This is a genomic window from Pseudomonas mucoides (assembly GCF_015461845.1).
Taxonomy (GTDB): Bacteria; Pseudomonadota; Gammaproteobacteria; order Pseudomonadales; family Pseudomonadaceae; genus Aquipseudomonas; species Aquipseudomonas mucoides.
This window is the reverse complement of record NZ_JACOPW010000009.1, coordinates 47732-61371: the sequence shown is the minus strand read 5'-3', so window position 1 is coordinate 61371 and position 13640 is coordinate 47732. Positions and strand designations below refer to the sequence as shown.

Here is a 13640-nt window from a genome sequence, read left to right as displayed (position 1 = left end):
TCTGACTGGTTTCTAAACTCAAACCTGAATGTGAGGTCTATCGCCCTTGCATGCAGGCTAATCGTCATTTTCATTCTTTAGACTGCGCCGGCCTGAACCCAGGCGACGCTCTATGACTTCTTTATAGGGGACTTCAATGTCCGTACGACGCACACGCAAAGACGATGGCAGCCAATGGACAGTTGCGGACAGCCGCAGTGTTTACGGGATTCGCCATTGGGGGGCCGGGTATTTCGCGATCAATGACGCCGGTCGCGTCGAAGTTCGTCCGAACGGTCCGACCAGTTCGCCTATTGATCTGTTCGAGCAAGTCGACCAACTGCGCAAAAGCGGTTTGTCCTTGCCATTGCTGGTGCGTTTCCCGGATATCCTGCAAGACCGCGTGCGTCAGCTGACCGGCGCCTTCGATGCGAACATCGAGCGTCTGGAATACCAGAGCAAGTACACCGCGCTGTACCCGATCAAGGTGAACCAGCAAGAAGCGGTGATTGAAAACATCATTGCGACCCAGGACGTCTCCATTGGTCTGGAAGCCGGCTCCAAGCCAGAGTTGCTAGCGGTATTGGCGCTGGCGCCGAAGGGCGGCACCATCGTTTGCAACGGTTACAAGGACCGCGAGTTCATTCGTCTGGCGCTGATGGGCCAGAAGCTGGGTCACAACGTCTTTATCGTGATCGAGAAAGAATCCGAAGTCGGCCTGGTGATCGAAGAAGCGGCCTCGCTGAAGGTCAAGCCTCAGGTCGGCCTGCGCGTACGTCTGTCGTCCCTGGCCTCGTCCAAATGGGCGGACACCGGCGGCGAGAAATCCAAATTCGGTCTGTCGGCGGCACAATTGCTGTCGGTGGTTGAGCGTTTCCGCGCAGCGGGCCTGGATCAGGGCATTCGCCTGCTGCACTTCCACATGGGCTCGCAGATCGCCAACCTGGCGGACTACCAGCACGGTTTCAAGGAAGCGATTCGTTACTACGGCGAACTGCGCAACCTCGGCCTGCCAGTGGATCACATCGACGTGGGCGGCGGTCTGGGCGTTGATTACGACGGTACGCATTCGCGTAACGCCAGTTCGATCAACTACGACATGGACGATTACGCCGGTGTCGTGGTCGGGATGCTCAAGGAATTCTGCGACGCGCAGAACCTGCCGCACCCGAACATCTTCTCTGAAAGCGGGCGCTCCCTGACCGCTCACCACGCCATGCTGGTGGTGCAGGTCACCGACGTCGAGAAACACAACGACGACGTGCCGCAGATCGACAACAAGGAAGAACTGCCGGAAACCGTGCAATGGCTGGTTGACCTGCTGGGCCCGACCGACATCGAGATGGTCACCGAAACCTACTGGCGCGCGACGCACTACATGAGCGACGTGGCCACCCAGTACGCCGACGGCAAGCTGACCCTGGCGCAAAAAGCCCTGGCCGAGCAATGCTACTTTGCCGTGTGCCGTCGCCTGCACAACTCGTTGAAAGCCCGTCAGCGTTCGCACCGCCAGGTGCTCGACGAACTCAACGACAAGCTGGCCGACAAGTACATCTGCAACTTCTCGGTGTTCCAGAGCCTGCCGGACACCTGGGCCATCGGCCAGGTCCTGCCGATCCTGCCTCTGCACCGTCTCGACGAGGAGCCGCTGCGCCGCGCCGTGCTGCAAGACCTGACCTGCGACTCCGACGGCAAGATCAAGCAGTACGTCGACGAGCAGAGCATCGAAACCAGCCTGCCGGTACACGCACTGAACGAAGGTGAAGACTACCTGCTGGGGATCTTCCTGGTCGGCGCTTACCAGGAAATCCTCGGCGACATGCACAACCTGTTCGGTGACACCGACTCGGTGAACATCTACCAGAACGCCGACGGCAGCGTGTACCACGCCGGTATCGAAACCCACGACACCATCGAAGACATGCTGCGTTACGTGCACTTGTCGCCGGAAGAGTTGATGACCCACTACCGCGACAAGTGCGCCAGTGCACGCATCACCGCGGCCGAGCGCACCCAGTTCCTCGACGCTCTGCGCCTGGGCCTGACCCGTTCGTCTTACCTGTCTTCGTAAGGTAGGGCACCGCTCCCATCAGGTTGTCTGAAAATGTTCCGCACGCTGCGGAAATTTCAGATGACCTGGTGCGACGCGTCTTTGATTTCCCGCGAAATGACTCACATCCTCGTCTATCCCTGCGATGTGGTCTTCTTTTCGCGTAGGTCATTTCCTAAGTTGTAGTTCAGCTCTCTACTCGGCCAACTCTCTCAGAGAGAATCCCCAGCCGCCCCTCCTGTAGAGAATCGCCGATGTTCGATCCAGCCAACGAGCCGTCATTTCGTCTGGATGTAGAGGGTCTGCCTGATCCCTTTGCGGTCTTGGCCTTTAGCGGCAGTGACGCGATCAGCGAACCTTTTGAGTTCAACATGGAGCTGCTGATTGACGATCCGGCACTGGACCTGGCAAGCCTGTTGTACCGGCCGGCCTTTTTGCATGTCGGTCCACCGGGAAACGGTTTTCACGGACAGTTGCATGAACTGGTCCAGGCCGGACAGAGCGCCACACCCAGGCGCTGTCGTGTACGCCTGAAGCCGAAACTGGCCTGCCTGGCCCAGCGATTCAGCCAGCGTATTTTCAGCAACCGTTCGGTCCCGGAGATCCTCGCCCAGGTACTCAAGGAACATGGCATTGCCGGCAAGGATCGGCGTTTCGAGTTGACCGGCGATTACCCGCCTCGGGATTTCTGCACGCAGTATCAGGAATCGGACCTGCAGTTTTTCCAGCGGCTATGCGCGCAGGAACGCCTGCATTACCACTTCGAGCACCGCAGGCGTGGTCATTGTCTGGTCTTGGGTGACGGGCATGTTCAGGACGGCACAGAGTTGCCTCCGATGAATTTGTCCACTGGCCCCCGAATGCACAGCCTGCAACGGGCTTGGGTGGTCGAAGTCGATGAGCCTCAACCCGATGTAGCCAGACCTGTCGCGGTGCAATTTGACTGGCTCTATCAGGGCGAAGGCGCGGCCCCCAGCCACTGTTGGTTGTCGATAGCGCCTGAATTGAGCGGCGCCCACACCCTGCCAATGAGAGAAGGTCTTGAGGTGCTGGTGAGCTTTATCGAAGGCGATCCCGATCAACCGCTCATCACCGGATTTCTTTGCGGCCCGCCAGTCGCCCAGGCGCCAGGCTTGGCCGATGCGCAGCCCGCTGTGGTGGCGGATAACAATGTGTCGGTTGATGGATTGTTGCGCCTGTTACAGTCCAGCGAACCGTTGGTGTTGCTGTGTCTGCTACCCGGCGGGGGCAGTTTCGTACATTGCACACAAGTCCTTTGCGCGTGCCGGGCAGCGACACAGCTTGGCCAGAGCGGTGCACCATGATTGCCGCCCAGGCTCCCGATCCAACTTCACAATGGCTCTTGCTCGATGTGCCGGGCGTACCCGGGGCCGGAGCAACGCTGCGGCAACCCTTTGCCCACGTCCGCCAGTACGGGCTGTTTGACGACACCGAATGGCAGTCGTTACGGGATCACGGGCCCGTGCTGGTCGACCTCAAGGGATGCCCGGCGCTGGCCGAGCGTTGTCTGCGCGAACCCCACCTCTGGAGCGGGTTGTGGCTGGTCAGTCAGGCGCCTGCGTCACAGTTGCTCGAGCATTTACGCCGCATGCTCACCGTCACTGTTGGCCTGCACCACCGCGCCTTGCTGAGTTTCTACAACTCCCACACGGCCAGTTACTTTTTCGATGCCTGCGATGCCCCGGAACTGAGTCGCTGGCTCGGTCCGATCCGGCAGATACGCTGGTTCGGTGGAACCTGGGCTGATCGGGCCATCGGTTGTCAGGGCTGGCAGCAGTTGTTCAATCCAGGGCTTGTCGTCAAACCGCTAGGGATTGAGGAAGATCTCAGTGCGCGTCAGCGCGACGCTTTGCAAACCTGCCTGCTGGAGCAGCATGCCTGGCGCTGGAGCCAATCCACCGGTCGCGATTACACCCGTCTATGGTCCCATCTGAGGGAAGGGCTGGCGCTGGGCTTCAGCGAGCGACCGGTGCTCGACGGCTGGTTGTGGCTACGTTTGCAGCACCCCGGCGCAAAGCCTGAACTGCCTTTGTCGGGCGCCACCCAGCAGGCGCGTCTCGATAGCCTGCGCACCCTGTGGCAGAACGCTCAACCCAGAGAGGGCCCTGACCCCATCATCCAGTGAACCAGCCGTCGTTCTTGCGCAAGTACCAGGCAAACGCACCGAGGGTCAGGCTGCGCAACACCATGAACAGCAGAAAGGTGATCCACAGTCCATGGTTGCCCAAGCCTTGCAGCGCCCAGGCGAAAGGCAGCAGCAGAACCACGGTCAACAGCATGCCGTTGCGCATTTCCCGGGCGCGAGTGGCACCGATGAACAGCCCGTCGAGCAGGTAACTCCATACCGCAATCAGCGGCAGCGCGGCGAGGTAGGGCAGGTAGATGAAGGCGGTGTCGCGCACGCTCTGGATGTTCGTCTGCATCTCGATAAACACATGCCCGGCGAACGCAAACAGCACGGCAAAGCCCAGGCTCGCCAGCAATGACCAGCCGCAGGCGACCACCAGAGAACGCCGCAGCGCCCCTCGATCACGGGCGCCGATGGCGTGCCCGCACAGGGCTTCCACGGCATGCGCCAAACCGTCCAGTGCGTGGGCCGTCAGCAGTAAGCCGTTCAGCAGCAGTGCGTTGGCGGCAACGGTGGCATCGCCAAGTCGCGCGCCTTGCACGGTGATCAGGAAAAACACCGATTGCAGCGCCAGGCTGCGGATGAAGATGTCGCGATTGACCGCCAGCAATGGCCGCCAACTCTGCCACAGGGCCAACGCGGCCCAGACGATATGACCGGGGTAGGCGTGCAAGGCTTTGCGCGTCATCAGCAAACCGATCAGTGCGCCGCTCCATTCGGCAATCACCGAGGCGCGGGCGGCACCGACCACGCCCCATTCCAGCCCAAGGACGAACCACAGGTTCAGCGCGATGTTCACCAGGTTGGTGCTCAGCAGAATCGCCAGCGGCGCCCGGGCGTTCTGGGTGCCGAGGAACCAGCCGACCAATGCATAACTGGCCAGCGCTGCCGGCAGTCCGAACAGCCGCGTGTGGAAAAACTCGCGGGTCAGTTGATCCAGCTCTGCCGAGGGTTGCATGAAGTGCAGCGCGACGCCGCTCAAGGGAACACCCGCGGCCCCCAGGACAATCGCCAGCCCCATCGCCAATAACAAGCCTTGCAGCAAAATCTGCCGCAACGCTGCGCCATCCCCGCGGCCGGCAGCCTGCGCCGCGAAACCGGTGGAGCCCATGCGCAGAAAACCCATGGCCCAGGCCAGGAAGGTATACAAACTGGCCCCGATAGCGACGGCCCCCAACTGATGGGCGTGGGGCAGGTGGCCGATGACCGTACTGTCGACCAGCGCCACCAGCGGTACGGAAATGTTCGACAGAATCATCGGCGCAGCCAGCGCCCAGACCCGGCGATGGGTCGGGCGGTCACGCCAGTCGGCAATCAGGTTGGACATGCAGGCTCCTTGGCGAAGCCGGCATTGTAGCGATAGTTGGAGGTGATCGTTCCCACGCTCTGCGTGGGAATGATCAATCGCGAGCAGGCTCGCTCCTACAGAGATTTTTGGGTGTCAGTGGATGATCCAGCTCAGCAGCCACAGCCCCAACAGCAACCAGATAATCCCCATGATGACCGACGCATTCATGAACGCCCGAATCGCCGACCACAACAGCATCAACCCCAGGATCAGCGCAATGATGTTGATGATCGAAGTGTCCATCCCCAGTGTCCGGGACAACCCATCGACAAAGTTGCTGCCGGCGTGGCTCAACAGGTTGAACAAGCCACTGAGGGCGTCAACGATAAAGCGGATGACCGAACCGAGCGCCTGGCCGAGCCATTCGAAAAAACCTTCTACCTGCATGTCGTTAACGTCCTGATGTAAGTGGTTGAGCCTTGGGCCATTGATCGCAGTGGCGAGTTCCCCACAAGCATAGAGGGTTGCACTGCACCTGTGGGAAAAGCGCCCTTGCCATCCCCGGCCATCCCCCCGAAGCTATACGCCTTCAGGAGAGCCCGATGAACCTTGTTGAACTGACCGAACGCCTGCATGCCATCCGTGACCGCAACGACTGGCGGCAATTCCACAGCCCGAAAAACCTGGCCATGGCCGCCAGCGTGGAAATGTCCGAGCTGGTGGAGATTTTCCAGTGGCTGACCGAAGACCAGTCGCGTCAATTGCCGGCCGACAAGCTCGCCCATGCCGGGCAGGAAGTCGGCGACATCGTGCTCTATTTATTGCTGCTGTGCAGCGAGTTGGGGCTGGACATGAATGAAGTCGTGCTCAGCAAACTCGCGGACAGCGAAAAGAGGTTCAGCTGATGAGTGATCGTCATTTCGATCAACTGGCGACACGCTTCGCCGAAAAAATCTACGGCGGGGCCAAAGGCGCAATCCGCCTGGCGGTGCTTCAGGCCGACCTGGCCGAAACCCTGCCGGACCGGCCGCTGCGTGTGCTCGACATCGGCGCCGGCCTGGGCCACATGTCGTTGTGGCTGGCCCAGCGTGGTCACGACGTCACGCTGGCCGAGCCCGCCGAACCGATGCTCGAAGGCGCCCGCCAACGTTTCGCCGAGGCGGGGCAGAGCGCGACTTTCATCCAGGCACCGTGGCAGGAACTGCTCGGTCAGCTCACCGAACCCTACGACCTGGTCCTGTGCCATGCCGTGCTGGAATGGCTGGCCGAACCTCACGCGATTTTGCCGGTATTGCATCAATTGACGAAAAAAGACGGCTGGTTGTCCCTGGCCTTCTACAACCGCGATGCGTTGATTTACCGCAACCTGCTCAAGGGCCACTTTCGCAAGATGCGCAAGAACGACATGGCGGGCGAAAAGCAGAGCCTGACCCCGCAACAACCGCTCGACCCGCGGGAATTGGCGGCGCAACTTGAGGGCTTGTGGCAGGTCGAAACCCAGAGTGGCGTGCGGGTTTTTCACGACTATATGCCCGTGGAATTCCAGGCCCGTGCCGAGCTGGTGGACCTGCTCGAAATGGAACTGGCCCACCGTCGTCACCCGAGCTTTGCCGGGCTCGGGCGCTACTTGCACTGGATCTGTCGGCCGGTCTGATCGGAGCTCGAAATGAAAAGTCGTTCAGGGTTACTGGTGATCTGTCTCGGGCTGGCGGCCTGTCAGGGCGGCAACCCGTATGTGGCGTCGTCGAACCCGATCCCGCCAGCGCCGCCGGGCGCTGCCAAGGTGTTCGATCGCAGCGCCTACCCGGCGCCGCCTCATGACTATGGGCGTTATCGCAGCTGGGCGTGGCTCGACGGCCATCTGCCGCCGGGCACCACCTGGGCCGACCCGGCGCAGGTGGCCGAAGTGGTCAGCAACGCCCTCGATCAGCGCGGCTTGCGTCCGCTGCACGATAACCGTCCGGCCGACCTGTTTGTCAGCGCCAACCTGCACATCGAAACCCGCTTGCGCCAGGAGCGCGACGACTACGGTTATTACGGCGCTGGTTATGGCGGTTACAACCACTATGGCAACGGTTACGGCATGTACGGCAGCGTGCCGATCGTGCGCACGTATCAGGAGCAAGTCCTGGTGGTGCAGGTGGATCTGTACGACGCCGGCACCGGTCAGCCGGTGTGGAGCGGCAGCGCCGAAACCGGCCAAAGCGGCAGCCAGAGCGAACAAGCCGATGCCCTGCGAAAGGCTGTAGAAAAGGCAATGTCGGCGTATCCTCCGAGTTAGCTTCTGTCGATAAGAAGCATTGCGCAGGTGACGCCTCAACCGGAGAAAGATCATGTTCCGCCGTCTCGCTGTACTGGTTGTGGCCGCGCTGCTCAGTGCCTGCGCCGCCAACCAGGTCAATCATGACTTTGACGCCAGCCGCGATTTTGCCGCCTACCGCAGCTGGAGCTGGAAAGAACCGGCCCTGCAATACCGCCCGGATGATCCGCGGATCAAGAGTGACCTGACCGAACAACGCATCCGTGAATCGGTGACCGATCAGCTTGATCAGCGCGGCTTGCGCCCGGCCGCCACCGGCACCCGGGGCGATTTGAACGTACAAACCTATCTGATCGTCGAAGAGCGCCAGCAACAAGTCACCACCAGCTATGGCGGCGGTTATGGCAACCCCTGGAACGGTTACTGGGGTGCGCCGATGTACAACGAAACCCGCAACGTCAGCTACAAAGTGGCGACCATCCAGATCGACCTGCTCGACGGCAAGGACGGCAAACTAGTGTGGCGCGGCAGCGACGAGCAACTGCTCAGCGGCTCGCCGAACCCGTCGGATCGCAGCACTGCGATCCACGAAACCGTGGCGCGCATCCTGGCCAACTATCCACCCAAATTAGCCCACTAATCCCCTTGTAGGAGTGAGCCTGCTCGCGATAGCGGTGTAACAGTCAAAATTGATGTCGACTGACACTCTGCTATCGCGAGCAGGCTCACTCCTACAAGGGTTTTTGTTGTCTGGGCTGGCGAGTTGCCAGCATTCTGGCCAACCCTTGTCTACACTGCTCTTCACGATCGGAGAAAGCCCCGGCAGTGCACCGGCAAAGGAGTGCGCGATGTCTCCCCGCTTGCAGTTTCGTGGACCGGCCCGGCAACGGGGGGCGATTGGCTTGATGGCGGCGCTGACCATGGCGGCGGCGCTATTGTGCCTGGTGGTTGTGGTCGACACCGGCCGGCTCTACCTGGAAAAACGCAACCTGCAACGGGTCGCCGACATGGCTGCGCTGGAAGCCGCCACACGGGGCGGTGACTGCCTGGTCGGCGCCTCCGCCGTCACCTACGCCACCGCCAGCGCCCAACGCAATGGTTTCGCCCTCCCCAGCGCTGGCCGCGCCTTGGCCGTTGCCTGCGGCGCGGTGACCGTGAACGCCGGCAACCTTCGGGTATTCGCGGCGGACCCGAGCAAAAGCGAAGCGATCCGGGTCATCGCCAGCCATGTGGTGCCGCAGAGTCTGGTCGGCGGTCTCGGAGCGATGTTCGGCGGCTCCCCTGCCAACTCGACCATTAACCTGAGCGCCACGGCCGTTGCGGGTGTCGCGGGGCCGCCGGTGGCCCAACTGAGTATTCAAAGCACGCTGGCAGACGTTAATTTGTTGAACGGTATGTTGTCTGGCTTGAGCGGTGCGCCGATCAACTTGACCGTCGCCAGCTGGAACGGTTTGGTGGCTGCCAATATCAACCTGCTCAAATACATGGATCAGCTTGCCGTTGACCTGCAGGTCACCGCCGGCGACTACACCCAATTGCTCGGCGCAGACGCCACGGTGGGCCAGCTGCTGCGAGCTGCCGCGACCGTGGCCCAGGCCAATGGCGCGACGGCGGACGTTCAGACCGGTTTGAATGCGCTGGCCAACACCGTCGTCAATCCGCTCAAAGTGCATTTGGGTGACATCTTGCAGTTGCAGACGGGCAGCACCGCGTCCGGCCTGAACGCTAACGTGAATGCCTTTCAACTGGTCCAGGCGTTTATCGAACTGGGCAACAGCAAGAGTGCGCTGACGGGCACGCTTCCGGTGAATCTGTTGGGGTTGGGCCTCGGGGCCACGGCAAACATCAAGGTGATCGAGCCGCCACAGTTGTCGGTAGTGGGTAACCCGGCCTTGGCAAAACTGGCGCCGTTGGGCGCCAATCGAATCTATGTGCGCACCGCGCAGGTCCGGGTGTTGGTGAGCCTGGATTTGTCGCTGGTCACTAACCTGACCGGTTTGGTGACGAGCACTTTGTCTGTGGTCACCGGGTTACTGGGACTCGATTTGTATGTATTGCCCAATCCCAATCTGGACGTGAGTCTTGAGGCGGGCGGGGGCAGCAGTTACGTCACCGACTACACCTGCGCCAGCGAATCCAATAAAAGCCTGACCGCTTTCACCACCACCACCGTGGCTGAATTGCGGGTCGGGCGGGTCAACTCCAATTGGGCCTCCTCGATTGCGCCTCTGAGCGTCACGCCCTTCACCTTGCTCGATATCCGGCATGCCGGCGTGCCCTTTTCCGGTGGTGGCGCTGAACTCAGGATCGACAGCCCCGTCGTGCCGACCAGCGCATCAACCACGTTCATCAACCCGCCGAAAGTCGGGTTGGCCCCCTCCAGTCCGCCTTATACCTTGACCGCCACCAATGCGATCTCCGGCTTGTCGCAGGCGATCAATCCCTTGCCATTGATTGTTCACACCCCGTCATTCAGTCCCGGCTTCCTGCTGCAGGCGGTTTTCGATTTGCTGAACTCGCTGTTGACCAGCGTGCTGTCGCTGTTGACGACAACGCTGAACTCGATCCTCAGCCCGCTGCTCGACAACCTGCTCAACACCGTCCTGAAAACCCTTGGCATCGAAGTCGGGAAAATTCAGGTCGGCGCCAACCTCAGCTGTCACTCCGGTCGAGCATCACTGCTGCTCTGATCATCCAACGCAACCGGCAGCTCGATGCAAAACCGTGCGCCCTCCACCGAGTTGCGAACGCTCAGGCGTCCGCCCATGTTCTCGACGATGCCGTAGCTCACCGACAACCCCAACCCCGTGCCGATGCCGACTGGTTTGGTGGTGAAAAACGGTTCGAAAATCTTCTCCATCAACCGCGGGTCAATGCCGCCGCCATTGTCCTCGACCCACAGCCGCACCGACTGCTTGTCCCGTTCGGCGTACACCGAAATCCACGGCTTGAACTCGCGGTCGGCCTCGCGTTTGCTCAGCAGCGCGTCCCGGGCGTTGACCATCAGGTTGATCAACACCTGCTCCAGCTGATCGACGTAGCCGCGCACTTGCACGTCAAAACCGGTCTCGCTGACCCGTAGTTCAACGCCTTTGCCGCGCATGCCTTCGGCCAGCAGCGACAGCGTGCCCTCGATGGCCTGCGCCGGGTTGAACGGATGCTGTTCGATCTCCGAACGACGGCCAAACACGCGCATGTGATCCACCACTCGCGCGGCGCGCTGGACCTGGGAATCGATACGGTTGAGCTTGTCGGTGAGGTAGTCGATCTGCACCTCGCCCGTGCTCAGGCGCTTGAGCACATTGACGATGGCCATGCGCATCACGTTCAGCGGCTGATTGATTTCGTGGGCCAGGCCGGTGGCCATTTCGCCGAGGGTGGCCATTTTTGCGCTCTGCGTGAGTTGCTGCTGCGAGCGCCGGACTTCGGTGTTATCCCGCCCGACGGCCTGAATCTCCAGCAGGAGCCCTTGCTCATCGAACACCCCGCGATCAGACCAGACCCACCACGCGTGCTCCCGGCCGGGCAGTTGCAGGTTGATTTCCGCGGTGCTCACCGGGAACTCAGGGCTCAGTTGACTGAGTCGCTGCACGAACGCTTCACGTTGTTCGTCCGACATCCATTGGCCCAGATTCACCCCGGGCAATTGTTCGGGCTGGCATTCCAGATAGGTCGCCAACGGCCGATTGCCGAAGGTCAGCGTCAGGTCCGGGCAATACCGGCAAATCATCGCGGGCGAGTCCTCCACCAGAATCCGGTAGCGCTCTTCACTCTGTTTCACCTGTTCGGCGGCCAGGGTCGCTTCGGTGACGTCCAGCCACAAGCCGACGGCTTCCACCGGCAGGCCGAGGTCATCGCGCAGCAGCTTGGCCTCATCGAGCAGCCAGTGGTAATCGCCGCGATGGTCGCGCAGTCGGTAACGGGCACGCACCGAGCCTTCGCGCAGCAACTGCCGGGTACGCTCGAAATACTGATCGCGGTCCTGCGGGTGAATGCGTTCGATCAAGGCCCCGGCGCTGCAATCGGCGAGGGTCAGCCCTAGTAGCGGCAGCAGGCTGTCGCTGAAAAACGTCGGTTGCAATGCGCCTTCGACGTAGCGCTGCACGTAAATCACCGCGGGTGAGCTGGCGATCAGGTTGTCCAGTCGCGCATGGGCGGTGGCGGCGTTCTGTTGCTGATTTTTGATATCGCTGATGTCGAGCATGAAGCCAACCAAACGCCGCTGTTTACCGGCGCCCAGGGCCTGGCCTTGCAGGCGATACCAGATCGGCGTTTGTGTGGCTTCGGGGCGGTGCAGACGCACACACAGCAACAACGGCGTGCCGGCGTCCTGCAAGTCCAGCAGGCGACTGCGCAGTTCTTCGCGGTCAGCGGGGTGAATGTGGTCGAGCCATTCGTTCAACGGTAATTGCGTGCTCGTCAGGCTCAGCACGTTGGCGAGCGACGGCGCCAACTGCACCTGGGCGCTGTCGCTGAACATTTCCCACCAACCGGTGCCGAGCAATCCTTGCAGTGATTCCAGCCGTTCCAGTTGCAGTTGATGACGATGCTCGCGCAGGCGTTCCAGCAGCGGGCTGGCCAGTGCAGCGCAGAGCTGCAACCAGTCACTGTCGTTGAGATCCGGAGCACGTTGCTGCGCCGTATACACACCGCAGAGTAACCACGCGACCACACCGTGAGCGTCGTAATAGGGCACCGCCAAGCCGTCGGCATGCCCGAAGATGTCTTGCAGGCGCGGGTGCGCGGCGGGTGTCAGGTGTTGGGCGACCGAGCCGTTCAAACTGTCGAGCCCGGTGCCCAGGCGCTGAGCGTTTTGCCACAGCTTCGGCGCATCGAGGGCGGCGTATTGCTGATGAATTTGCCAGCCCTGAGCCTGCTCATCGAGCAACGCCACCGCAACGCAGGGAATGTGAAAACGTTGCGCCAGCACCTGAAGCTGATCGAGCAAAACATCGGGCAGACGCACCAGGCTGCACAGGCGCAGCTGTTCGCTGATCTTCGCCGTGAGTAACTGGTTCTGTTCGCGGCTGCGCGATTGCCGGCGCTCGAGCAAGACGTCGCCGATGTCGAGTAACTGCAACAACCAGTTTTTGTCCGCGGGCTGGACCCAGCCGCGCAGGTGCAGGGGCTGTCCGCTGACGGTGTAGAAGTCCAGGTCCAGGGTCTGTCCCTGCCAGTCGGCGGGCACACCTTCGACCGCGAGGCTGCTGTGGGGCATGAGGTAATCCACCAGCAGCGGGGACTGCGCGGCTGGAATCTGCTGGGCCAGCATATGCCGCAGCGGTCCCGTCTGATGAATCACCCGGCCTTCGGCATCCAGGTACAGTTGCAAGCCCACACTCTGCACGCACAGGGTGTCGGGCATGGTCACAGGCTGTGGCGGATGGCGGTTCAGCAGACGGCCGAACAGTTTGTCGCCGGAACTCAAAATTGCAGACTCGAACTGGCGCTGAGTGTCGCCGGCAAATTGGGCACCGAACCGATCCCCGGCAGCACCAGAAACGGCACCACACGGTTGAGCTTGCTGGTGGGGTAATCGACTTTGACCTTAAGCACTCCGGCGACAAAGGTGATGGTGGAATCGGTGGCGGCATTGAAGTTCAGTGCGGCAGGAATCCAGGCCAACTGCCGGTTCAATTCTGCTGCTGCGGTGGCTTGCACGGTGGCCGCGTAACCGGGCGCGCTCGGGTCCACCGCCACGCTGCGGCGCACCGCTTCAGCGGTCGACTGGTTGAACGATTGCATCAGCAACAGCGGCAAGCTGTAACTGACAATTGCATAGAACACGGCGAAAAAAAGCACGAACACCAAGGCGAACTCAATCGCAACGGCGCCTTTTTGTTTGCGGGGGAGGCTTGATTTCATGAGTGCGTCTACCCTGACTGTCACAGCGTGATATCAGCATAGAATCATT

General features: G+C 61.3%; 12 protein-coding genes. 8 read left to right on the top strand and 4 right to left on the bottom strand.

The window, feature by feature from the left end; all coding sequences use genetic code 11:
• Nucleotides 1-136: 136 nt before the first annotated feature.
• The 3 genes from speA (at nucleotide 137) to H8F22_RS27750 (ending at nucleotide 4175) form a co-directional block, all read left to right on the top strand.
• Entirely contained in the window at nucleotides 137-2050 is a 1914-nt protein-coding gene (speA, locus tag H8F22_RS27760; RefSeq protein ID WP_027921890.1) for an arginine decarboxylase, read from the top strand.
• A 233-nt stretch (nucleotides 2051-2283) separates the two neighbouring features.
• Nucleotides 2284-3354: a contractile injection system protein, VgrG/Pvc8 family gene (locus tag H8F22_RS27755; protein ID WP_194940948.1), complete on the top strand. Its 1071-nt coding sequence runs from the start codon at nucleotides 2284-2286 to the stop codon at nucleotides 3352-3354.
• Nucleotides 3351-4175, top strand: a complete 825-nt coding sequence (locus tag H8F22_RS27750; protein ID WP_194940947.1) for a DUF4123 domain-containing protein — start codon at nucleotides 3351-3353, stop codon at nucleotides 4173-4175. The genes H8F22_RS27755 and H8F22_RS27750 overlap by 4 nt, the downstream gene beginning before the upstream one ends.
• Here H8F22_RS27750 and H8F22_RS27745 read toward each other — a convergent pair.
• A complete protein-coding gene (locus H8F22_RS27745) occupies nucleotides 4165-5505 on the bottom strand; it encodes an MATE family efflux transporter (protein ID WP_194940946.1) in 1341 nt (446 codons plus the stop codon). The genes H8F22_RS27750 and H8F22_RS27745 overlap by 11 nt on opposite strands.
• A gap of 114 nt (nucleotides 5506-5619) precedes the next feature.
• A complete protein-coding gene (locus H8F22_RS27740; RefSeq protein WP_027921886.1) occupies nucleotides 5620-5913 on the bottom strand; it encodes a hypothetical protein in 294 nt (97 codons plus the stop codon).
• Nucleotides 5914-6068: 155 nt separating this feature from the next.
• On the opposite strand from H8F22_RS27740, the gene H8F22_RS27735 reads away from it, so the two are divergent.
• The 5 genes from H8F22_RS27735 to H8F22_RS27715 all read left to right on the top strand — a co-directional run bounded on the left by H8F22_RS27735 (nucleotide 6069) and on the right by H8F22_RS27715 (nucleotide 10416).
• On the top strand, nucleotides 6069-6371 hold the full coding sequence (locus H8F22_RS27735) for a MazG-like family protein (RefSeq protein ID WP_027921885.1): 303 nt from the start codon (nucleotides 6069-6071) through the stop codon (nucleotides 6369-6371).
• Nucleotides 6371-7120 carry a methyltransferase domain-containing protein gene (locus tag H8F22_RS27730; protein WP_027921884.1) on the top strand — a complete coding sequence of 250 codons (750 nt, stop codon included), beginning with the start codon at nucleotides 6371-6373 and terminating at the stop codon, nucleotides 7118-7120. The genes H8F22_RS27735 and H8F22_RS27730 overlap by 1 nt, the downstream gene beginning before the upstream one ends.
• Nucleotides 7121-7132: 12 nt before the next feature.
• A complete protein-coding gene (locus H8F22_RS27725; RefSeq protein WP_027921883.1) occupies nucleotides 7133-7747 on the top strand; it encodes a DUF4136 domain-containing protein in 615 nt (204 codons plus the stop codon).
• Nucleotides 7748-7799: 52 nt separating this feature from the next.
• Complete coding sequence (locus tag H8F22_RS27720; protein WP_027921882.1) at nucleotides 7800-8366, top strand: DUF4136 domain-containing protein; 567 nt, start codon at nucleotides 7800-7802, stop codon at nucleotides 8364-8366.
• A 208-nt stretch (nucleotides 8367-8574) separates the two neighbouring features.
• Entirely contained in the window at nucleotides 8575-10416 is a 1842-nt protein-coding gene (locus tag H8F22_RS27715; protein WP_027921881.1) for a pilus assembly protein TadG-related protein, read from the top strand.
• On the opposite strand, the gene H8F22_RS27710 is transcribed toward H8F22_RS27715, so the two are convergent.
• Together H8F22_RS27710 and H8F22_RS27705 are read right to left on the bottom strand one after the other, a co-directional pair.
• Nucleotides 10386-13154: a PAS domain-containing sensor histidine kinase gene (locus H8F22_RS27710; protein WP_194940945.1), complete on the bottom strand. Its 2769-nt coding sequence runs from the start codon at nucleotides 13152-13154 to the stop codon at nucleotides 10386-10388. The two genes, H8F22_RS27715 and H8F22_RS27710, sit on opposite strands and share 31 nt — an antisense overlap.
• Entirely contained in the window at nucleotides 13151-13591 is a 441-nt protein-coding gene (locus tag H8F22_RS27705) for a TadE/TadG family type IV pilus assembly protein (RefSeq protein ID WP_027921879.1), read from the bottom strand. The genes H8F22_RS27710 and H8F22_RS27705 overlap by 4 nt, the downstream gene beginning before the upstream one ends.
• Nucleotides 13592-13640: the final 49 nt, after the last annotated feature.